Source organism: Ligilactobacillus apodemi DSM 16634 = JCM 16172 (assembly GCF_001434405.1).
In the GTDB taxonomy this organism is placed as follows: Bacteria; Bacillota; Bacilli; order Lactobacillales; family Lactobacillaceae; genus Ligilactobacillus; species Ligilactobacillus apodemi.
Map to the genome: position 1 here is coordinate 719388 of NZ_AZFT01000053.1, position 20688 is coordinate 740075.

The following is a 20688-nucleotide window of genomic DNA, read 5'->3' on the forward strand; positions in this document are numbered from 1 at the left end:
ACTTGTTCATTCTAATAACAGCTTGTCATCTACCAATTAATTTTTGCTATTCTTACTTACATCATCAACTTACAAGAATAAGTATATTGCCTTTTTTGGTAGATGTCAACAATAAAATTGCCTTTTTTGGCAAAAAAGATGAGAGGCTATTATGGAAACAGTTTTTGATAGAATTAAAAATCTTGCAGACTCTAGAGGTAAGAGCATTGTAGACGTTGAAGCAGATCTTGGACTCAGTAAAAATTATCTGTATAAATGGAAAAAGTCTGCTCCTAATTCAACTAAATTAATAGAAGTAGCCGATTATTTCAATGTATCTACCGATTACTTACTAGGAAGAAAAAAAACTAAAGATTCCAGTGAAGAACAAGAAACAAAAGACTTGAAAAAATTTCTTGAAGATAATTTGGACAATGGGATGACTTTTGGGGATGGAAAAGTCACACAAGAAGATAGAGAAAAACTTGAGATAGCATTAACTCAAATTTTCTATAGATACCACGACGAATTTAAAAAAAGAAAAAATGAAAAAGGTGAATTTAAGTTTTAACGGGGTGTTGTTATGTGGAAATATAGCGATCTTTTACGGAATATCTATAAAAAAACGGGGACACATGATCCATTTAAAATAGCTATGTATTTTGATATTCCAACATATTATGTACAGATAAGTAGTCCCTTAGCAAAAGCTATTTATCTATATGGTCAACCTATAATCTTACTATCCGATAAATTGCGAGATAGTAGCGCTAAATACTACATTTGCGGACATGAGTTAGGTCATATCTTCAAGCATACTGGTATCGCTTGTGCTTATGATAGTAACATGCATTTTAGGTCAGGTATGGAACGTGAAGCTGATTTATTTAGTTTTGAGCTATGTAATTCTTTTTACTGTGAAGAAAATGGGGAATACGCTAGTGAGATAAAACAGCTAAATTATTCTTATGGCGTGCCAGAAAATTTTTATTTTGGTGAATCATTAACTTAAACACTGTCCAAACACTGATGACTCTAAAAGCTGAAATAAAAAGGAGAGATAATTATGTGCGAAAAAAAAGATGGAAAAGTCATTAGCTTTATCAATATGAAAGGTGGTGTTGGGAAAACGACACTAAGTATTGGTATCGCTGACTATTTAGCTAATCATAAACATGAAAAAACTTTATTCATTGATATAGACCCCCAATTCAATGGGACACAAGGATTACTTGATTTTTACAAAAAGAACGATACCGTTAAACTAATCGCCGAAAAAGAAAAAATAACACAAGCTAAAGCCCGAGAGTCACTCGATAATTATGAATATAATTTTTATACTGAAAAAATTAAAAAAGAGCGTAAAACTATCTACAGACTTTTTACCCCACAAACAGAACTCATTGAAGAGTATAGCTCGCCTAAAGACATTATCGTTAATTTAACTGAACATCTAGATATTATCTGTGGTGATCTCAATCTGGTCCTAGCTAACAAAAGTAGTGATTATACATTTTTGAATAGACTTAATCGTTTCATTCTTGATGAAAATATTCGCGAAAAGTACAGCTATGTTATTATAGATTGCCCCCCTACCTTAACGGTTTATACAGATAGCGCCCTAATCGCATCCGATTATTATGTTATTCCCAATAGAATTGATCGTTACTCAATTACTGGGATTGATTCTCTACAAAATTCTGTAAAAGCATTAAAAAAATCAACAAGTAGAGACTTGAAGTGCCTGGGTATTATATATACAATGGTACCTACTGATATTGGAAAAAAACAGTCACGCATAAAACAAAGTTTTGAATCTCGAAAAGCAGTTAATGAACTTGATATTTTTGATGCACAAACCCATATTTATAATGATATACAAGTTGGTATAACTGGCGGCACTTTACCAACCAGATACAAAAATTCTCGAGAAGATATTATTGCGATTGTTGAAGAATTATTACGTCGTGTCGAAAATTAAAAAGGAGATAATACCATGAATGAATTATATACATACAGAAATGAATTAAAAAATAAGATAATCCCCAAGTATAAAATTATCGGAATCACTAGTGAGTTAATTTTATCTACAAAAATATTCAAAAACAATAAGGATCTTATTCCATTTCTCAATGATATTTTCTCTATTTCTTTTCGTCCTTATGTTATTCGTAGTAGAACACTAACTTTAGCTAGAATCACTCGCATAATAGACTCGTATTCAGATGCTGAACTATTTGCAACCAAAAACAAACTGTATGCATATATCGGAAGGATAATTGAAACAAATGATGCAGAACATTAAGCAGCAATTAAGGGCATCCTTGACTGCAATACAAGATGAGACGACATCCTATCAATTAATAAATCAAGATATAGAATTTATCAGATTCATTTTGAAAAAAGTTGTATTTTTTAAGTTCTTATATTCTAAAAGATTCGAATGTACCCATTGTAGTATTTTATCTACAGAATTTCTATATCTTTTAAAGTATTTTTGCGCTGGGGACTATCGTGCTTTCCTACTTTCAGAGAGAACTATCATCGAAACTTCTCTAAAAATTATAGTCCACTGTAATGAACGAATAACAACGACCGAACTTATTAAACGTGCAGACTTTTCTGGTGACGATAAATCGAGGGTTACGGATATTTTCAAGAAAGATAGCCAAATTATACACCATAGTATAAGTATTGATGAAACAGATAATATTAATATGCTGGTTACTGACATGTTAAAAAAAAGCAATAAACTCATAGACCCTAAGGAACGTCAAAAGGTAATCCGACAAAATATGGATGTTGTAAAAATTCTTATGAAAAGAATGATCTATCTATATGAAGAAGATATGTCTCTAATTTTTTTAAGGCAACTTGATATTCTTACTTTTTTGACAAACTATGAAATTAAATAAATTTTCATATGCGAAAAATATATTGGATAAGGTCTATCCACGAGATAGATTATAGTAATTTCTTTACATTTAACTACGTAAAATAAATTGACCAAATACTGATGTCGCTAAAAGGCTGCTACGTAAAAAGGGGAATTATGATATGAATAAATATGATTTAGATAATTTGACTGAACAGGAAATAGCAAAACTAATAGAGAATGAAAAAAATCCAGAAAATTTGATGAACTATCAAGACATTTATAATCAAATAGTTTCTACCCTAATATATGAGAGTGGCGCCTATCGTTGTAATGTGAAAGATTTAGAACGTAACATATTATATGAATTCACAGTCCATACTACTCCTATACAATCTAGATTTTCTATAGGTTTAAGATTTCTTGATGTAAAAAAACATTTACTTCGGTTAGATTTTGGTAATACTTTACGACACAAAAATAACCAAAATAAAGATAACGAATATGTTGTCTATGGATCGCACGCCCATATTTATTCATCTGATAATAAATATGAACCAAAAAACGTTATCCCCATTAGTGATTTAGATGAATTCAAAAATTTAAAATATATCCGAGATGTCTTCCTTGAATACATACGTTATACTAATATAAAAGAAAGGACTGATCGTAATGTCACAAGCTGAAAGTCTTAAAAATAGCTACATTGATTGGCTTAAAAAAGAACTAATATTTACAGACGTTGAGGATGGGTACATTTCTATCAGTACCCCCTTTGTAGATAACAATTACGATAATATAGAATTATTCGCAAAATTTGTCTCAAAAAGTCAAATTGAAGTAACCGATTTTGGTGAGACACTCTTTAATCTTGAAGATAACGGTCTAAAAATCACTAAGCGGTCAAAGAATATATATCGGTTATTCGAAAATACCTTAAATGATTTTGGCATAGAGTACAACTCTAATACAGAGGCTCTCAGTATCACAACTGATGTACGGCGTTTTCCAACAGCTAAAAATAGATTGTTACAAGCTATCATGCGCATTAATGACCTATTATATTTAAGCAAAGAAAATGTTAATGCTACATTCAATGATATACTATCAAGTTTTCTTATTGATAACGAAATTTTATTTTCCCCTAATGTTGAAATAGTTGGAAAAAATGGTATATCCTCTCATTTCGACTTTTCAATTCCCTTACCAGCCGGCAAGGATCGCCTTATAAAAACAGCTGCCCGACCTAATGATGTTAATCAAGCTAAAGTTTTTAATTTTGATGTCAGAGAAACATCTAACACCAGAGATTCGAAGTACGTACTTTTACTTAATGACTCTAATAATGCGATCCGTGATCAAATGAAAATGAATGCTTTAGTCGGATTAGATGATAATTTAGCTGAAGTAATAGGATTTGAAAAGATTCAAAATGATCCTTCTTTATTGGTTGCTTCCTAAGTCTATATTACTAATCCGTTGACCATTAACTAATACCGTGTGATAATATGGTTACTGGGGGTTCGGCTCCACTATTTATATTTTTACGCGGGATTAATTTCCCCCAGCACGGTTAGTTCATGTACTAATCGCGCTTTTTTATTTGTCCAAATACTGATGACGTTAAAAGCTGATTACACATAAAAAGGGGAATTACTATGTACAAAAAGAAATTATTATCTTTTGCTTTATTGGGAGTTTGTTCCGTTGTTTTATCTGCTTGTGCTGGCTCGACTGATTCTAAAAAAGATACATCATCGAGTTCATCAAGTGCTAAAAATGAAGTTGTCTTGAAAAATACAGAACTTCGTAACAAATTTAATAGTATCAAAGTTGGCGATATTATGGATTCCGGAAATGGTGGTTCAACACTTGATGAAGTTAAAAAATCACTAGGTAAGCCTACAAAATTTCAAGGCACTTCCGCTAAAACTGGTACTTGGACTAAAAATGGAATCACTATAATGCTTCACTTTGTAGACGATAAGGTTGTAACTAAGGATCTTAGCGGATTTAAATTTGGAAAACGTGAAGAAAAATTAACTTTAGATGCATTTAACCAGATCCAAACTGGTGCATCATACGATGAAATCATCAAAAATTACGGTGAACCTGATAGTTTAAATGAACTGGTCATTAGTGGTGAAACAAAGATTACAGCTATTTGGTTAACTGGTATCAAAGGTAGTTCGTATGCTAATGCAATGCTCAAGTTTACCAATGGTCAATTAACATCTAAAACACAATCAGAACTAAAATAAATCAATTTACAGCCCGTCCTCGGTGGCGGGTTTTATAAGACACAAAAAAGAATTATATCAATAATACGTCCAAATACTGATGACGTTAAAAGCTGGATAGTATACCTATTCTCAAAATAAACAAGTTGTAAGGAGTTTTATATAATGGATGAAAGAAAAAAATTGCCACAAATACTCAAAATACTTGATGATACTACTGTAGTTGTAAATTTAGGAACACGTGATGGCATTACGACTAAAGACTCACTTAATATATTAGATAAACACAAAATTACGTTAACGGATCCTTACACAAAAGAAATTCTCGGAAGTATCAGACAAATGAAAGAAAAACTTTTTGTAACAGAAGTTCACGAAAAATTTTGTATCTGTGTATCAAAATATACAAAAATTAAAAACCATAACCCAGCTATAGAAGCTTTGATGAAACCATTTGAGCCTCTAACTGGTGGAAAAAACAAACAAACCAAGCAAATTATCGGGAATTCTATGAATATAAACGACAATGAAGTTTCAGGCCTATATACACATAATACTGTTCACATAGGTGATGAAGTTTCTGTCGTTAAAAAATAAATTTCATTGACGGTTGAGGTTGTACGTGTTACACTACTCTTAGTTTGAAAGGTACACCCAACAGAGTAGTGTGCACGAGATACCCCTCAATCGTCTTTAAGCACGATTGGGGGGTATTTTCGTTGAAAAATATTTTTGATAAGCCATATGCGCCTGTTGAGCATATGATTAAAAAGTTGAAGGACAAAAAGTTAGTAATTACTGACGAAAACACTGTAGTGAAATTTCTAAACGATTTTGGCTACAATCGATTAATTAACGGCTATAAACGTCCTTTTGTTCAGAAAAACATTGATAATTTAGAAGTGTTTTCTGCTGGTGTAACTATTGATGATCTATATTCTCTTTATGTCTTTGATTCTCAATTTAGAGAAGTCTTCCTAGCCAATGTCCTACAAATAGATAGTCACTTAGGAACCCTCTTAGGAAATTTAGTTGCACAAAATTATAATGTGAATAGTCACAAAGATAACGATCCCAAAAATCCATGTCCTCAAATACCTTCTTACTTAAGCTCTAAATATTATCAAAATACAAGATATGCTCGAAGCACATTAGATCATATTAGAAAAAAGATTTTAAATAGTACAAAAGAAAATCCCACCGCATATTATCGAAATAATAAAAATCATGTTCCACCATGGATTTTAGTTCAAAACATACCATTTGGAACATTGATAAGATTCTACAAAATACAAAAAGATATTATAAAAAATACTGTAGTTACATCTTTTTTACCATGTAACATCAACAACGTTAATGAATTATCTAATACAAAACAATTATTTCTTCAAGCAACGGAAATTCTTAGAAACTTCCGAAACACTGCTGCTCATTCCTCTCCGATGTACTTAAAAAATGTTACGTTAGATAATGTCATTTCAAAAAAAACTTTATTTAAGTACCTAGGTAAAAATATCTTTCCTGTAGGCGATTCGAAAAAATATCTATCAGATAATAAACTATACATAGCTTTGCTATCACTAATACTGTTGGCTGGAGATGTAGGGCATAGAAAGTTTATACTTTCTCGATTACGTGAATTAGATGATGCTTATAAGGAGTCTGATGACTACAGAAACAATTATTTGCTATATCTAGAATATGCCAATCTACCGATAGACTATGTTCAACGCTTGACAATTGCATCAGAACATCTATATAAATTAGAAAAAGATGGCAATAATTTTATCCTTAACGAAAGTATACATCAAATGGAGACTGTATATACTCTAAAAAATAGTGCTGTTTTTCATGCCACTTGTGATTGTTCCAGATTGAAAAATAGATGTAATCCTCCGATTAGTTTACCTGAACAAGAAGCTATTTCTAAAGGTTTGAGGAAATGTAAGAATTGTTTTTAAGCCCCGTCCCCGTGGCGGGTTTTAAAAACACATAAAAAGAACATACATTCGAAAGGAGTGATAATATGGCAAGTATCGTCAAACGTGGTAAGAGCTACCATGTTCGAGTTTCTTGGCGTGATAAAAATGGCGTACTAAAGCAAAAATCTAAAGGTGGCTTTAAAACAAAAAATGAAGCTCGTCAGTACGCAGTCGAATTAGAGCAACAATTATTTACAGGCGTTAACATCAAACAAAAAAAGATCCCCTTTTCTGAGTATTTTGCCAATTGGTATAAAGTATATAAACAACCCACTTCAAAGTACTCAACCCAACAGCGATACGAAGTTGCAATAAGACAGATCAACGAGTACTTTCAAGATATTGCGATCCAAGACATTACTCGTCATGATTATCAGGTATTTCTAAATCAATACGGTACGAACCGCTCAAAGAATACCGTTCGGATCATGCATTCAATGATCAAAGCTTGTGTTAGCTCAGCTATGTACGACGAAATCATTCGAAAGAATTTTACTGAAAATATCCAACTTGTATTTGATCCTGCAAGAACTAGAAAGATAGACTACCTCTCACTTGATGAACTCAAGCGATTAACTGATCTTTGCTTAAACGGACGTCAAAAGCGCTATACGTCTCGCTACATGATCCTAACTGCGATCATGACTGGAATGCGTATTGGTGAGATCATGGCGCTTACTTGGGACGACATCGATTATCAACGTCAAACGATCACAGTCAATAAGACTTGGGACTATCAAAGTGGTGGTGGATTTAAAGCAACGAAAAATGATTCATCTAATCGGACTGTAAACGTAACACAACAATTGCTTGATTGGTTAGCTGAACTCAAAGAAAATAATAGCGAGATGGTATTTGAAAATGTACGTGGTCAGATCCCGACTTCAGCGGCTGCAAATAATACATTACGCGCGCTCTTAAAACAATCTGAGATCAAGAAACCGTCATTTCACTTCCATTCGTTACGTCATACACACGTTGCCTATCTGCTTAGCAAAGGGATCGATATTTTTGTTATTTCTAAGCGATTAGGTCACTCGGATCTATCTACTACGACCGATACTTATGCCTATCTTATCCATGAATATCAGCAAACACAAATAAGTGAGATCAAGAAAAATCTCGCTTTGCTGGCTGAGTAATTTGTGCAACATTTGTGCAACAACTTTTCAAATTCCTACTGTTTTTAACTGTTTTTTCAATAAAACAAAAAAGGCAAAACGCTGATATAACAACGTTTTGCCTTTTCTTAACTGGTATTAACTTCATTTAAAATGATCCGGGTGAGATTCGAACTCACGACCTACGGTTTAGAAGACCGTTGCTCTATCCAACTGAGCTACCAGACCATCACAACGAAATTAATTATACCGTCATCTTAACCTAAAAGTCAATAATTATCGAATAAAAATTATAAATTTTTATCTTATCCTACTATTCGTTTTTTAATGCCTTAACTAAACGTTCTAAGAAGTTGCCTTCATCGTCTTGAGCTTCATCACCTGATGCTTCAGCAAATGCCTTTAAGGCAATCTTTTGTTGCTTATTGAGGTTCTTTGGTATTTGAACTTTAACAGTTACACGTTCATCACCATTACCTGCTCCATGCAACTTAGGCGCACCCTTGCCACGTAAACGGAAAGTTGTTCCTGTTTGTGTTCCAGCAGGGATCTTTAACTTAACGTCCCCATGAACGGTTTTGACTGGAATTTCAGCCCCTAAGGTTGCTTGGACAAAGCTAATTGGTTGTTCAAGGTAGATTTCAGAACCATCACGCTTAAAGGTATCACTAGGTGCAACATTAAAGACGATAAATAAATCACCATAAGGTCCACCATTAGTTCCTGCTTCACCTTGACCTTGAAGACGCATTTGGTTGCCATCTTCAACCCCAGCTGGCACTTTGACTTCAACGACGTGTTTTTTACGCACATGACCTGAACCATGGCAAGTAGTACATTTTTCTTTGATTTCCTTACCAGTACCGTTACATACATCACATTCTTGTTGTGTCATGATCCGACCAAGTGGTGTTTGGCGTTCAACTTGAACAAAGCCACGACCACCACAGTGTGAACATGTCACTGGTGAAGTTCCTGGTTTAGCACCTGTACCACCACAAGTATCACAATCTTCTTCACGTGTATATTCGATTTCAGTTGTCTTTCCAAAAATCGCTTCTTCAAAAGTTAAATTCATTTCATATTGTAAGTCACGACCTTGACGCGGTGCTGTCCGAGAACGTGCATTAGCTGCACCGCCACCGAAAAATGAACTAAAGATGTCGTCAAAACCAGCACCAAAGCCACCTTCAAACCCACCAAAGCCTTGACCAGCGCCACCACCGAAACCTTGAGCTCCAGTTGAACCAAATTGGTCATATTGTGCCTTTTTTTGAGGATCACTTAAAATTTCGTAAGCATCATTTACTTCTTTGAATTTTTCTTCTGCCCCAGGCTCGTGGTTCAAATCTGGGTGATATTTTTTAGAAAGTTTACGATAAGCACGCTTGATATCAGCATCGGATGCATCTTTCGAAACGCCTAAGACATCATAAGGATTTTTATCCATTTTTCTCCTCCAAATTGTCTATTTTTTCCCGTAAAATTACGCTCATGTTTAGCGTAACATAACTCATTAAAAATAAAAAGTCAAAGTCCCCTAGGGCCTTTGACTTTTTATTTAGCCAGTATAACGATTATTTATCGTCAGGGTCGACTTCTTTAAAGTCACCATCCACAGTATTATCATCGTTGTTGCTGTTATCAGCTGATGCATCACCTGTTTGTGCTTGGCCTTGAGCTTCTTGTGCTTGTTGGTAAAGTTTAACAGACATATCTTGGATGATCTTAGTTAAGTCGTCCTTCTTAGTCTTCATGTCTTCAATGTTGTTTTCTTCTTGAGCCTTCTTCAATGCATCACGTGCATCTTCAGCCTTCTTGATTTCATCATCGGAAACCTTACCCTTGATTTCTTCAAGCGTCTTATCTGTTTGGAAGAGTAATTGATCTACTTCATTTCGAAGATCTACTTCTTCTTTCCGCTTCTTATCTGCTTCTTCGTTTTCCTTAGCTTCCTTGACCATACGATCAATTTCTTCATCAGATAAACCAGATGAACTCTTGATCGTGATCTTTTGTTCTTTGTTTGTACCTAAATCTTTAGCAGAAACATTTACAATACCGTTCTTATCAATATCAAATGTAACTTGGATTTGAGGAACACCACGTGGAGCAGCTGGAATATCTGTTAATTGGAAGCGACCTAATGTCTTGTTGTCAGCTGCCATTGGACGTTCACCTTGTAAAACGTGAATATCAACAGCTGGTTGGTTATCTGCAGCAGTTGAGAAGACTTGTGACTTGGATGTTGGGATCGTTGTATTGCGATCAATCAACTTCGTAAAGACGCCACCCATTGTTTCAATACCAAGTGATAATGGAGTAACATCAAGTAAAACAACGTCTTTAACATCACCTGTGATAACCCCACCTTGGATAGCTGCACCTAAAGCAACAGCTTCATCTGGGTTAACAGATTCATTTGGTGTGTGACCTGTTTCAGACTTAACCGCTTCTTTAACAGCTGGAATACGTGTAGAACCACCAACTAAGATAACTTCGTCGATATCAGCATTTGTTAAGCCAGCATCTTTCAAAGCGTTGCGGACAGGGATCTTAGTTCTTTCAATCAAATCATGTGTTAATTCATTGAACTTAGCACGTGTTAAAGTTGTTTCTAAGTGCAATGGACCAGCTTCACCTGCTGTGATAAATGGCAAGGAGATTTGAGCTGAAGTAACACCAGAAAGGTCTTTCTTAGCTTTTTCAGCAGCATCTTTAAGACGTTGCATTGCCATCTTATCAGTTGAAAGATCGATGCCATGTTCTTTCTTAAATTCTTCAACTAACCAATCAATGATCTTGTTATCAAAGTCATCCCCACCAAGATGTGTATCACCATTTGTTGATAATACTTGGAAGACACCATCGCCAAGTTCAAGGATGGAAACGTCAAATGTACCACCACCAAGGTCAAAGACTAAAACTTTTTCGTCTTTGTCTTGCTTATCAAGACCGTATGCTAAAGCAGCAGCTGTTGGTTCGTTGACGATACGTTCAACTTTCAAACCAGCGATCTTACCAGCATCTTTTGTAGCTTGACGTTGTGAGTCGTTAAAGTAAGCAGGTACAGTGATAACAGCTTGAGTTACTTCTTCACCTAAGTAGCTTTCAGCATATTCCTTAATATATTGTAAGATCATTGCTGAAATTTCTTGTGGTGTGTATTCCTTACCTTCAATATCAACTGTATAACCAGCTTCACCCATATGACGTTTGATCGAGCTAATCGTATTTGGGTTTGTGATAGCTTGACGCTTAGCTACTTCACCAACTTGTGTTTCGCCATTTTTAAAGGAAACAACAGATGGAGTTGTCCGGTTTCCTTCTGGATTTGTAATGATTTTAGCTTCTTTACCTTCAAGAACAGCAACTGCTGAGTTTGTTGTCCCAAGGTCAATACCAATGATTTTTGACATTAATTCTTCACCCTTTTACAAAATTATTGTGCAACAACAACCATTGCTGGTCGTAAAACGCGATCTTTTAACATATAGCCTTCTTGTAAGACTTGAACGATCGTTTCAGGTTCTTGCCCTTCTTCGACCGGCACCGATTTGACCGCTTGGTGCTTGGTTGGATCAAAGACTTCACCTAAGGAAGCAATCTTTGTAACATTATTTCCTTGTAAAGCTTTATCCAAGTCACGAGCAACGATATCGATCCCTTGCTTAAGCTGTTTTGAAGCTTCATCTTCAACTTCTGTTTGCAAGGCACGCGTTAAATTATCAACAACTGGTAAGATATCACGTGCAAGATCTTGCCCTTCATAGCGAAGGAGTTGCTCTTGTTCTTTTTTAAACCGCTTTGTCATGTTAGCCATTTCAGCTTCAGCACGATAATAGCGATCTTCTAATTCATCATATTTCTTTTGTAGTTCAGCCAGCTGATCATTCAAAGCTGTAACTTCATCTACTGTTTCTTCTTGCTTTGGATCATCCACTGAATCATTTTTTATTTCAGTTTCATCCGGTGCTGTTTGCTCTGCTGCAGCTTTTTTGATTTCTTCTTCTGCCACATCAACACCCCTTTTCTTTGTTTATGATTTAAAATTTCTGATAATAGTCAGTTATCCGCTGAGTTAATTCATCCCTAAAACCACTGATCAAACCTAGCATCTTCGAATATGGCATATTAGTTGGACCAAGGATCGCAATCGTTCCTCGACCATTATTTCCATCATCAAAGGAAGCAGAAATCAAGCTGTAATTTTGGAGAAAAATTCCTGGTAATTCGTCACCTAATTTGATCGAAATCTCGCTTTGTTGCGAGGCATTGAGCAAATTACCGATTCCATTAGATTGATCAACTAACGAATAAAGTGACTTTATCTGCTCGAGCGAAGCATCTTTTGAAAAATCCAAAAGATTCATCTTACCACCTACATATACCTGCTCTTTGACGGCTTGATGTAAGACATTACCAAAAACATCAATAAAGCCTTCTGGTTGGTGCAAGTAACGTGTTAATAGCGGTAAACACTCATTCAAACGCACAATTACCTGATTAAGCGGTAATCCAACGACTTTATCATTAATAAGACGAATGACTGCTTCTAACTCATTGCCACTAATCCCAGCGGGTATGGTAAATGTTTGGCTCTCGACTGTACCATCACTCGTAACCAAAATAACCATTACTTGTTGATTGCCAAGTTCAACCATCCTAAAGCCTTCTAAGCAAATATCCTTAGCTTCTGGCTTAAATGAAATAGCGGTATAACTTGTCAAATCAGACAAAATCTTTGCCGAAGTAGCAACGATCTCATCAACTTTTTGAAATTCAGTTCCCAAAGAGTTGCGAATACTATGCAAAGCAGTGTTATCAAGTTTGACTGGCTGCACGATATTATCAACATAATACCGATATCCCTTCAATGATGGAATTCTGCCAGAACTTGAATGTTCCTTAGCAATATATCCTTGTTGCTCAAGAACTGCCATCTCATTACGAATGGTTGCTGAACTTACATGGACTGGTAATTGTTGTTGCAACGTCTTTGATCCGATTGGCTGTCCAGATTCGGTATAATTCCGAATAACAGCTTCTAAAATCAATAGCTGCCTTTCAGTCAACACTGCAATCACCTCTTTTAGCACTTAGCACCAATGAGTGCTAAGTCAATTATTAATATACACAACTCTTAGCAATCTGTCAAGCAGAGTGCTAAATTAAATTTTTTAGCTTAAAACAAGACAAGTTGAAGAGTATTTAACAGTTACGTTGCAATCATGACTACATGTTTAACTATCTTATCAATTATTTTTCTTGAGTGTTTGTGCTCAAGAAAAAGACAAAATAAAAAACACTCAACTTTCGCTGTATGTTGTGGTAACTAAACATATTTTCTAGGCGTTTAACTCGCCTATATACACTCCAATTAGTAGATATCTGCATTCTTTTCTGATTACATTAAGTACTTGCTATACCTAATAAAAAGCACTAAACAGCTAATGACTAGCGTTTAGTGCCCTTTATCTATCTAATTAATTTTTTCAAAATAATTGATCGTTGCTTGTTTATCAAGTTTTAGCTGGGCGATCAATTCATCGACCGTCGCAAATTTTACCATTGGACGTAAGTATTTTTTCCAACTGACCGTAACTTTTTGCCCATACACCATGTCAGAAAAGTCAAACAGATTTACTTCCAGCGTTTTAGCTAGATCTTGACCGAAAGTTTCGTTATAGCCGATAGACGCCATCCCCACAAAGCTTTCCTTTGTTTCATTAAATTTCACTTCCACGGCATATACTCCAGGTGCAGGTAGGCGTTTATCATTGCTAGTTTCAATATTTAAAGTCGGAAAACCGATTTTTCGCCCCCGTTCAAAGCCATGCACAACAATTCCAGTTGTTTCATAAGGATAGCCTAGATACTTTTCAGCTCGTTCAACTTCGCCCTTATCCAATGCAGCCCTAATACTAGTTGAACCAACTTTGCCACCGTCTTCCAATAAAGCAACACAATTTATTTCAAAGCGATCCTTAGCATATTTAGCAATATTTTGCATATTAGCGAGCTCGTGTGGTCCATAAGTGTAGTCTTGTCCTGCAGTGATCCCCACGGCGTTTAAGCCCACAACATATTTATCGATAAAGGCTTGGGGAGCTAAATGGGCTAATTTTTCATCGAACTTGACTACGTATGCTAGTTCTGCTCCTAGCGCTTTAAAATGGGCTAATTTTTCTTCTAAGGGGGTCAAATATTGCAAATTAGCTGGATCCTTACGTTGGAAAATGACGCTAGGATGGCGGTCAAAGGTCATCACAGCTAACTTAGCATTTAATCTCTTGGCCTGCTCTTTAGCGGCTAAGATCACTGCTTGATGACCCCGATGCACACCGTCAAAAAAGCCCAATGCCAACACGATTTTCCCCGGATAAATCACTGACTTATCGTATGGTTCTGCTAACTCTATAACTTTCATTTCAAACTACCCCTTCTAAGTTAGATCAAACATTTGCTCAGACCGAAAGAGCTTTTTAGCTTGGTCATAACGATAAAGTGCGCGAACTTTGCCACCATATGTCAATAACACTTTACTTCCATGCTTTGGCAACTTTACAAAACCACCATTTTTTACTTTTTGCCATTGTTGCTCACTTAAAGCCACTTTAGGATAATCCAAAAAGGCATGTTCAAGTGGAAAAAGGTAACTGGCTAATTGTTTCTCATCAGCATTTAGCAATTGTTCCAAAGAAACACATTGATCTAAGGTAAAACCACCACTTTTTAACCGGGTCAAATCAGACATTACGGCTGGAACACCTAAAAATTTACCTAGATCAGCGGCTAAAGTTCGCACATACGTCCCTTTACCACAACCAACTTCAAAGAATATCGTTTGTTGCTGCTTTGCTTTATCATACACACTCGGCTTAGTTTGTTTGAAATAATCAACTTTGATCTTTCGTTTAGGGCGCTCCACTGGTTCATTAGCACGAGCATATTCGTATAAACGTTTGCCCTTAACTTTAACAGCCGAATACATTGGGGGGATCTGAATAATTTCACCGACCAAACTTTTCATTGCTTCATTGATCTGTTCTTCGCTAAAAGCTTGTAAAATCGGCTTACTTTCAATGATCGCACCATCTAGATCTTCCGTTTCAGTCGTAAAACCTAAAATGATCTCGCCTTTGTAGACCTTGCCAGATTCCATCAAATAATTGACAGTTTTAGTTGCTTTACCAATGCAAATCGGTAAAACTCCATCAACATTAGGATCTAAAGTCCCACTATGCCCCACTTTACGGGTCTTAAAGATTTTTCGACATTTAAAAACAGCATCATGGCTTGTCATACCACGATCTTTATTTAAGGGTAGAATTCCGTCCATTTTTTACCTCACTTTTTTCAAAAATAAAAAGAAGCTAGAAATTTTCCCAGCTTCTTTTTATCTACACATAATTAAAAATCATGATCGATCAATAAGGATTACTTTCTTGCTGGTGTAACTTACTTAAAAGTTCATCGATATGATCACCGTAACGCACTGATTCATCCCGTTCAAATTTAATTTCAGGGGTCACATAAATTCGTAAGCGTTGGCCTAATTCACGTCTGATCAAACCAGTTGCTTTATCCAACCCAGCTTGTGTTTTTTCTGCATCAGAAGCTAAGTTAGACAAAGTACTGTAATAAATCGTCGCATGTTGCAAATCACCAGTAACTTCTACACCTGTGATCGTTACACCCTGTACTCGAGGATCACGCACACGCTTTGTCAAAATATCATTGACCTCTTTTTGGATCTCTTGCGATAAACGACCCACCCGATAATGTTGTGCCATCATTTCTCCTCCTTAAATCAGCTTTAATTAATCTTGTGGAACTTCTTCCATTACAAAGGCTTCGATGCGGTCACCAACTTTGATATCATTATATTTTTCAACCATTAGCCCACATTCAAATCCTTGTTTGACTTGCTTGACATCATCTTTGAAACGTTTAAGCGAAGCTAATTTACCTTCATAAATAACGATGCCATCGCGGATCACACGGACGCCACTATCACGTTGGATATAACCATCCATGACATAGCCCCCACCGATCGTACCAAGTTTAGATACTTTGTAAGTTTCACGAATTTCAACTTCACCCGTGACTTTTTCTTCAAAGACTGGTTCTAACATACCCTTCATGGCTGTTTCTACTTCATCAATCGCTTTATAGATAACGTTGTGAAGGCGAATGTCAACTTGGTCACTTTCAGCTTGGATCTTAGCTTGTGGCGTTGGACGAACGTTAAAGCCAATGATGATCGCATTGGAAGCTTCAGCTAAAGTCACGTCAGATTCGTTGATCGCACCAACAGCTTGGTGAATAATATTGACGCGGACACCTTCAACATCGATCTTCTTGAAGCTTTGTGCTAAGGCTTCAGCAGAACCTTGCACGTCAGCTTTGATGATCAAGTCTACTTCTTTTAGATCGCCTTCTTTAAGCGTATCAAATAAGTTGTCCAAAGTAACATGAGCTGTTTGACTTCTTTCTTTGATCAAGGCACGTTTAGCACGTTCTTCACCTGCAGCACGAGCCGTCTTTTCATCATCAAATGTGATAAAGCGATCACCTGAATCAGGAACTTCATTTAAACCAGTGATTTCGACTGGAGTTGCAGGAGTTGCTTTCTTAATTGAACGCCCACGTGCATCAGTCATTGTCCGCACACGACCAAAGGTATTACCAACAACGATTGGATCACCAACGTGTAAAGTACCATGTTGCACAAGCAAGGAAGCAACAGAACCTTTACCTTTATCCAAACGAGCTTCGATAACTGAACCTGCACCATGTTGGTCAGCATTTGCCTTTAATTCAAGCATTTCAGCTTCAAGTAAGATCATATCCAATAATTCTTCTAGGTTCTTGTTGAACTTAGCTGAAATTTCAACGAAGATCGTGTCACCACCCCAACTTTCAGGGATCAATTCATATTCGGATAATTGTTCCATGACGTGGTTAGGGTTAGCACCTGGTTTATCGATTTTGTTAACTGCAACAATGATTGGCACGCCAGCAGCCTTAGCGTGGTTGATCGCTTCGATCGTTTGTGGCATAACACCGTCATCAGCTGCTACAACTAAAACCGTAATATCAGTAATATCAGCCCCACGTGCACGCATGTTAGTAAAGGCAGCGTGCCCAGGAGTATCTAAGAAAGTGATCGTTTTACCAGCATGACGAACTTGGTAAGCACCAATATGTTGTGTGATCCCACCGGCTTCACCGGCAGTAACGTTAGTATGACGTAACTTATCCAATAAGGTCGTCTTACCATGGTCAACGTGACCCATGATCGTTACAACTGGTGGACGTGAAGTTAAGTTTTCTTTGTTGTTTTGTTCTTCTTCAAAGAATTTATCGATGTCAGCTACATCGACTTCTACTTTTTCTTCGGCTTTGATTCCGTAATCAGCAGCTAAAATTTCAATCGTATCTTTATCAAGTGATTGGTTTTGATTGACCATAACACCCATCATAAATAGCTTTTTAATAATTTCAGCTGGTTCACGGTGGATCTTTTTAGCAATATCAGCAACATTCATCCCCACCGTATAAACTAACACTTCTGGAAGTGGCTTGTTCTTACGTGGTGGTACTGGAGCCTTATTGTTCTTTTGATTATGACGATTGTTTTTCTTATTTTTCTTGTTCTTTTTATTGAACTTATTATTGTTATTATTGCCAAAACGATTGTTATTATTAGAAAATTTATTTTTCTTTTGATTGTTGTTTTGGCCATTGCCATGAGACTTGTTATCACGATTGCGAGTATTGTTATTATTATTGGTTTTTTCCATATGTTTCCCTGAATGCCTTTCGTTAGTTCTTTGCGCAGGTTTCTGCTGGGTATTTTTATGTTTATCAGCTTGCTTTGCATCTTGGGATTTTTGACTTACAGCTGTAGTTGTCTTTTTTTCTTGTTTAGGAGTATTTGGCTTTGACTGTTTCACAAATGATGCACGCACCTTTGCTTCTGCATCTTGGTCCAATGATGACATATGGTTGCCAACTTTAAAACCATTCTTCTTAGCAACTTCGATAACTTCTTTGTTGCTGACGTTTAGTTCTTTAGCCAGTTCATAAATCCGTTTTTTACTCATGACTTCACTCTCCTTATTTTCAAGAACACCCTCCTACTCGATCCTTGATCGAATAAGTTTTGTCCTTTTCGATCAAGAAAAAAGAAGTTGGCGTATCTTTTTTCCAAAGCCAGGATCAGTGACCGCGATCAAAGAACGTTCTGTTCCGATCGCAGTGCTTAATTCTTGCTTGGTAAATTCCGTTGTTAACGCTATATCATAGCTCTTACACTTATCTTTAAACTTTTTTTGGGTACTTTGGCCACAATCACTAGCCATAAAAACGATATTAGCTTTGTTTGTCCTAATCGCACGCAAAACTAAATCTTGCCCAGTACTAAGCTTACTTGCTCGCCGTGCTAACCCCAATAAGTTAAGAACTTTTTGTTGTTTAAGCTTATTTTCCATTGCCAAATAATTCCGCTCTAGCTACTTGATGATCCACATATTCAACGAGTTCATCGTAAAAAGTCGGATCGATCTTTAAGCCAAATGCTTTGTCAAAAGTTTTATCAGTACGAGCTTTTTTTGCGGTAGCCACATCCAAATGAATATAGGCACCACGTCCAGCTTTTTTACCAGTTGGATCAATGCTTACTTCATTTTCTTTATTTTTCACGACGCGTACAAGTTCTTTTTTAGGTTTCATTTCTCCCGTTACGATATCTTTACGCATTGGGATCTTGCGTTGTGCCATGTTTTGTGCCCCCTATTCTTCCGTTGAGTCGGTAGAAACCTCTTCAACTTCTTCGATTTCTGTTGCACTTGGTGTAACAGTAGTTTGCTCTGCAAGGTCTGTCATATCTGATTCAGATTTGATATCGATCTTATATCCTGTTAAATGAGCAGCTAAACGAGCATTTTGTCCTCGTTTACCGATTGCAAGTGAAAGTTGGTCGTCAGGCACGACTACTGTGCAGACACGTTCATTTTCAGGGTCAAAGCGAACTTCAACGATGTTAGCTGGATTCAAAGCGTTAGAGATATATTTTGCTGGATCTTCGCTCCATTCAATAATATCCATCTTTTCACCATTTAATTCGTTTACGATCGCTTGGACACGTTCACCACGAGGTCCAACACAAGTACCGATTGGATCGACACCTTCTTCAGCAGAGTAAACAGCAACTTTAGCGCGGTCACCAGCTTCACGAGCAATCGATTTGATTTCAACAGTACCATCAAAAATTTCCGGTACTTCATTTTCAAAAAGTCGTTTTAATAAATCAGGATGCGAACGACTTACGTAAACTTGTGGTCCCCGGTTTTTACGACGTTTTTTACCATCTTTGTTTTCCGCTTCAGGTTCGTTATTGTTAGCTGATGGATCAACGACCTTGTAGATATAAACCTTGATACGATCATGTGATTTATAGACTTCACCTGGAACTTGATCTTTTTTAGATAAAACAGCTTCAACATTACCTAAGTTTACGTAAATGTAGCGACTATCATGACGTTCTACTTCACCAGAGACGATTTCATTTTCGTATTTGCTATATTGATCATAGATCATTTGACGTTCTTCTTCACGAACACGTTGCATGATCACTTGCTTAGCAGTTTGAGCAGCAATCCGTCCAAAATCACGTGGTGTCACTTCAAAACGGATCGTGTCGCCAACTTCATAAGCTTTATTGATTTCTAAAGCATCTTCTAAGCTAACTTCTAAGCGCGAGTCAAAAACGTTGTTAACAACTTCTTTGACTGAATAAACTTTGATATCACCTTTGCGCTTATCAAATTCAACTTCCACATTTTGTGCTTTATCATAGTTACGCTTGTAAGCTGAAACTAGCGCTTGTTCTAAGGCATCGATCACGATTTCTTTTTTGATTCCTTTTTCAGTTTCAAGCGCGTTTAAAGCGTTAAGTAATTCCTTACTCATTTGTTTGATTCTCCTTGTAAAATAGTCTCTTAAAACTTAATAGCGAGCCGTGCTTTAGCAATTTGCTTGCGTGGGATCGTTACGGTTTTCTTACGCGTTTTGTCCATATATTCCAATGTTAACTCGTCTTTAGATAAGGCTGTCATATTACCTTCGTAAATTTTCTTGCCTTCAAGTGGTTGATAAAGTGAAACATGAATATAGGAATTTAGTGCTCGTTTAAAGTCCTTTTCTTTCTTTAATGGACGCTCTGCACCAGGTGAAGAAACTTCCAAATAATATGCTTGTGGAATAGGATCTGGATCACAGCTATCTAATTTTTCGCTGAGCTGATCACTAACTAGCGCACATTCTTCGATGTTGATACCACCATCTTTATCGATAAAGACCCGTAAATACCAACTTTTTCCTTCTTTAACAAACTCCACATCTACTAATTCAAAGTGATGTTCTTCCAGAATTGGTGTAACTAAATCTGTTACGGTTTCTACAACACTCACGCATTAGCCCCC

General features: G+C 36.4%; 23 protein-coding genes and 1 tRNA gene. 11 read left to right on the top strand and 13 right to left on the bottom strand.

The features are described 5' to 3' along the window. Positions 1–151 precede the first annotated feature (151 nt). The 11 genes from FC32_RS08850 (at position 152) to FC32_RS08900 (ending at position 8218) form a co-directional block, all read left to right on the top strand. On the top strand, positions 152–550 hold the full coding sequence (locus FC32_RS08850; protein ID WP_025087493.1) for a helix-turn-helix domain-containing protein: 399 nt from the start codon (positions 152–154) through the stop codon (positions 548–550). Between the two features lie 12 nt (positions 551–562). Further along, positions 563–991, top strand: a complete 429-nt coding sequence (locus FC32_RS08855) for an ImmA/IrrE family metallo-endopeptidase (protein WP_025087494.1) — start codon at positions 563–565, stop codon at positions 989–991. A 54-nt stretch (positions 992–1045) separates the two neighbouring features. Next, complete coding sequence (locus tag FC32_RS08860; protein ID WP_035459945.1) at positions 1046–1960, top strand: ParA family protein; 915 nt, start codon at positions 1046–1048, stop codon at positions 1958–1960. A gap of 15 nt (positions 1961–1975) precedes the next feature. After that, the gene (locus FC32_RS08865; RefSeq protein ID WP_051533661.1) at positions 1976–2284 is read left to right on the top strand and encodes a hypothetical protein; all 309 of its coding nucleotides are present in this window, start codon (positions 1976–1978) and stop codon (positions 2282–2284) included. Beyond that, on the top strand, positions 2268–2894 hold the full coding sequence (locus tag FC32_RS08870; protein ID WP_025087495.1) for a hypothetical protein: 627 nt from the start codon (positions 2268–2270) through the stop codon (positions 2892–2894). Before FC32_RS08865 ends, FC32_RS08870 begins: the two co-directional genes overlap by 17 nt. Positions 2895–3036: 142 nt before the next feature. Beyond that, a complete protein-coding gene (locus FC32_RS11010) occupies positions 3037–3540 on the top strand; it encodes a DUF6978 family protein (RefSeq protein ID WP_025087496.1) in 504 nt (167 codons plus the stop codon). After that, complete coding sequence (locus tag FC32_RS08880) at positions 3527–4315, top strand: DUF1828 domain-containing protein (RefSeq protein ID WP_025087497.1); 789 nt, start codon at positions 3527–3529, stop codon at positions 4313–4315. Before FC32_RS11010 ends, FC32_RS08880 begins: the two co-directional genes overlap by 14 nt. Positions 4316–4512: 197 nt before the next feature. Next, positions 4513–5115: a DUF3862 domain-containing protein gene (locus FC32_RS08885; RefSeq protein ID WP_025087498.1), complete on the top strand. Its 603-nt coding sequence runs from the start codon at positions 4513–4515 to the stop codon at positions 5113–5115. A gap of 144 nt (positions 5116–5259) precedes the next feature. Beyond that, positions 5260–5691 carry a hypothetical protein gene (locus FC32_RS08890; protein WP_025087499.1) on the top strand — a complete coding sequence of 144 codons (432 nt, stop codon included), beginning with the start codon at positions 5260–5262 and terminating at the stop codon, positions 5689–5691. Positions 5692–5813: 122 nt separating this feature from the next. Then, positions 5814–7055, top strand: coding sequence for an Abi family protein (locus tag FC32_RS08895; RefSeq protein WP_025087500.1), 1242 nt, complete (start codon positions 5814–5816; stop codon positions 7053–7055). A 65-nt stretch (positions 7056–7120) separates the two neighbouring features. Beyond that, the gene (locus tag FC32_RS08900) at positions 7121–8218 is read left to right on the top strand and encodes a site-specific integrase (RefSeq protein ID WP_025087501.1); all 1098 of its coding nucleotides are present in this window, start codon (positions 7121–7123) and stop codon (positions 8216–8218) included. Between the two features lie 133 nt (positions 8219–8351). Here FC32_RS08900 and FC32_RS08905 read toward each other — a convergent pair. The 13 genes from FC32_RS08905 to rimP all read right to left on the bottom strand — a co-directional run bounded on the left by FC32_RS08905 (position 8352) and on the right by rimP (position 20676). Then, positions 8352–8425: transfer RNA gene (locus FC32_RS08905), tRNA-Arg, on the bottom strand. An 85-nt stretch (positions 8426–8510) separates the two neighbouring features. Further along, the gene (gene dnaJ, locus FC32_RS08910; RefSeq protein ID WP_025087502.1) at positions 8511–9647 is read right to left on the bottom strand and encodes a molecular chaperone DnaJ; all 1137 of its coding nucleotides are present in this window, start codon (positions 9645–9647) and stop codon (positions 8511–8513) included. A 127-nt stretch (positions 9648–9774) separates the two neighbouring features. After that, a complete protein-coding gene (dnaK, locus tag FC32_RS08915) occupies positions 9775–11616 on the bottom strand; it encodes a molecular chaperone DnaK (protein WP_025087503.1) in 1842 nt (613 codons plus the stop codon). Between the two features lie 23 nt (positions 11617–11639). After that, entirely contained in the window at positions 11640–12215 is a 576-nt protein-coding gene (gene grpE / locus FC32_RS08920; RefSeq protein ID WP_025087504.1) for a nucleotide exchange factor GrpE, read from the bottom strand. A 28-nt stretch (positions 12216–12243) separates the two neighbouring features. Then, the gene (hrcA, locus tag FC32_RS08925) at positions 12244–13275 is read right to left on the bottom strand and encodes a heat-inducible transcriptional repressor HrcA (protein WP_025087505.1); all 1032 of its coding nucleotides are present in this window, start codon (positions 13273–13275) and stop codon (positions 12244–12246) included. Positions 13276–13679: 404 nt separating this feature from the next. Then, on the bottom strand, positions 13680–14627 hold the full coding sequence (gene ribF, locus FC32_RS08930; RefSeq protein ID WP_056957401.1) for a riboflavin biosynthesis protein RibF: 948 nt from the start codon (positions 14625–14627) through the stop codon (positions 13680–13682). 15 nt (positions 14628–14642) lie between these two features. Further along, positions 14643–15539: a tRNA pseudouridine(55) synthase TruB gene (truB, locus tag FC32_RS08935; protein ID WP_025087506.1), complete on the bottom strand. Its 897-nt coding sequence runs from the start codon at positions 15537–15539 to the stop codon at positions 14643–14645. Between the two features lie 88 nt (positions 15540–15627). Then, positions 15628–15993: a 30S ribosome-binding factor RbfA gene (rbfA, locus tag FC32_RS08940; protein ID WP_056957402.1), complete on the bottom strand. Its 366-nt coding sequence runs from the start codon at positions 15991–15993 to the stop codon at positions 15628–15630. A gap of 27 nt (positions 15994–16020) precedes the next feature. Continuing rightward, positions 16021–18309, bottom strand: coding sequence for a translation initiation factor IF-2 (infB, locus tag FC32_RS08945; RefSeq protein WP_025087507.1), 2289 nt, complete (start codon positions 18307–18309; stop codon positions 16021–16023). Between the two features lie 72 nt (positions 18310–18381). Continuing rightward, positions 18382–18696, bottom strand: coding sequence for a L7Ae/L30e/S12e/Gadd45 family ribosomal protein (locus FC32_RS08950; RefSeq protein WP_025087508.1), 315 nt, complete (start codon positions 18694–18696; stop codon positions 18382–18384). Then, positions 18686–18985: an RNase P modulator RnpM gene (rnpM, locus tag FC32_RS08955; RefSeq protein WP_025087509.1), complete on the bottom strand. Its 300-nt coding sequence runs from the start codon at positions 18983–18985 to the stop codon at positions 18686–18688. Before rnpM ends, FC32_RS08950 begins: the two co-directional genes overlap by 11 nt. A gap of 12 nt (positions 18986–18997) precedes the next feature. Next, on the bottom strand, positions 18998–20176 hold the full coding sequence (gene nusA, locus FC32_RS08960; protein WP_025087510.1) for a transcription termination/antitermination protein NusA: 1179 nt from the start codon (positions 20174–20176) through the stop codon (positions 18998–19000). A 29-nt stretch (positions 20177–20205) separates the two neighbouring features. After that, on the bottom strand, positions 20206–20676 hold the full coding sequence (rimP, locus tag FC32_RS08965) for a ribosome maturation factor RimP (RefSeq protein WP_025087511.1): 471 nt from the start codon (positions 20674–20676) through the stop codon (positions 20206–20208). Positions 20677–20688 lie beyond the last annotated feature (12 nt).

Coding starts and splice junctions, on each gene's coding strand:
- dnaK (WP_025087503.1), bottom strand. CDS start 11,616: ATGTCAAAAATCATTGGTATTGACCTTGGGACAACAAACTCAGCAGTT.
- FC32_RS08860 (WP_035459945.1), top strand. CDS start 1,046: ATGTGCGAAAAAAAAGATGGAAAAGTCATTAGCTTTATCAATATGAAA.
- infB (WP_025087507.1), bottom strand. CDS start 18,309: ATGAGTAAAAAACGGATTTATGAACTGGCTAAAGAACTAAACGTCAGC.
- FC32_RS08865 (WP_051533661.1), top strand. CDS start 1,976: ATGAATGAATTATATACATACAGAAATGAATTAAAAAATAAGATAATC.
- rnpM (WP_025087509.1), bottom strand. CDS start 18,985: ATGGCACAACGCAAGATCCCAATGCGTAAAGATATCGTAACGGGAGAA.
- FC32_RS08890 (WP_025087499.1), top strand. CDS start 5,260: ATGGATGAAAGAAAAAAATTGCCACAAATACTCAAAATACTTGATGAT.
- FC32_RS08850 (WP_025087493.1), top strand. CDS start 152: ATGGAAACAGTTTTTGATAGAATTAAAAATCTTGCAGACTCTAGAGGT.
- FC32_RS08885 (WP_025087498.1), top strand. CDS start 4,513: ATGTACAAAAAGAAATTATTATCTTTTGCTTTATTGGGAGTTTGTTCC.
- FC32_RS08950 (WP_025087508.1), bottom strand. CDS start 18,696: ATGGAAAATAAGCTTAAACAACAAAAAGTTCTTAACTTATTGGGGTTA.
- FC32_RS11010 (WP_025087496.1), top strand. CDS start 3,037: ATGAATAAATATGATTTAGATAATTTGACTGAACAGGAAATAGCAAAA.
- truB (WP_025087506.1), bottom strand. CDS start 15,539: ATGGACGGAATTCTACCCTTAAATAAAGATCGTGGTATGACAAGCCAT.
- dnaJ (WP_025087502.1), bottom strand. CDS start 9,647: ATGGATAAAAATCCTTATGATGTCTTAGGCGTTTCGAAAGATGCATCC.
- ribF (WP_056957401.1), bottom strand. CDS start 14,627: ATGAAAGTTATAGAGTTAGCAGAACCATACGATAAGTCAGTGATTTAT.
- FC32_RS08855 (WP_025087494.1), top strand. CDS start 563: ATGTGGAAATATAGCGATCTTTTACGGAATATCTATAAAAAAACGGGG.
- FC32_RS08900 (WP_025087501.1), top strand. CDS start 7,121: ATGGCAAGTATCGTCAAACGTGGTAAGAGCTACCATGTTCGAGTTTCT.
- rbfA (WP_056957402.1), bottom strand. CDS start 15,993: ATGGCACAACATTATCGGGTGGGTCGTTTATCGCAAGAGATCCAAAAA.
- FC32_RS08880 (WP_025087497.1), top strand. CDS start 3,527: ATGTCACAAGCTGAAAGTCTTAAAAATAGCTACATTGATTGGCTTAAA.
- FC32_RS08870 (WP_025087495.1), top strand. CDS start 2,268: ATGATGCAGAACATTAAGCAGCAATTAAGGGCATCCTTGACTGCAATA.
- nusA (WP_025087510.1), bottom strand. CDS start 20,176: ATGAGTAAGGAATTACTTAACGCTTTAAACGCGCTTGAAACTGAAAAA.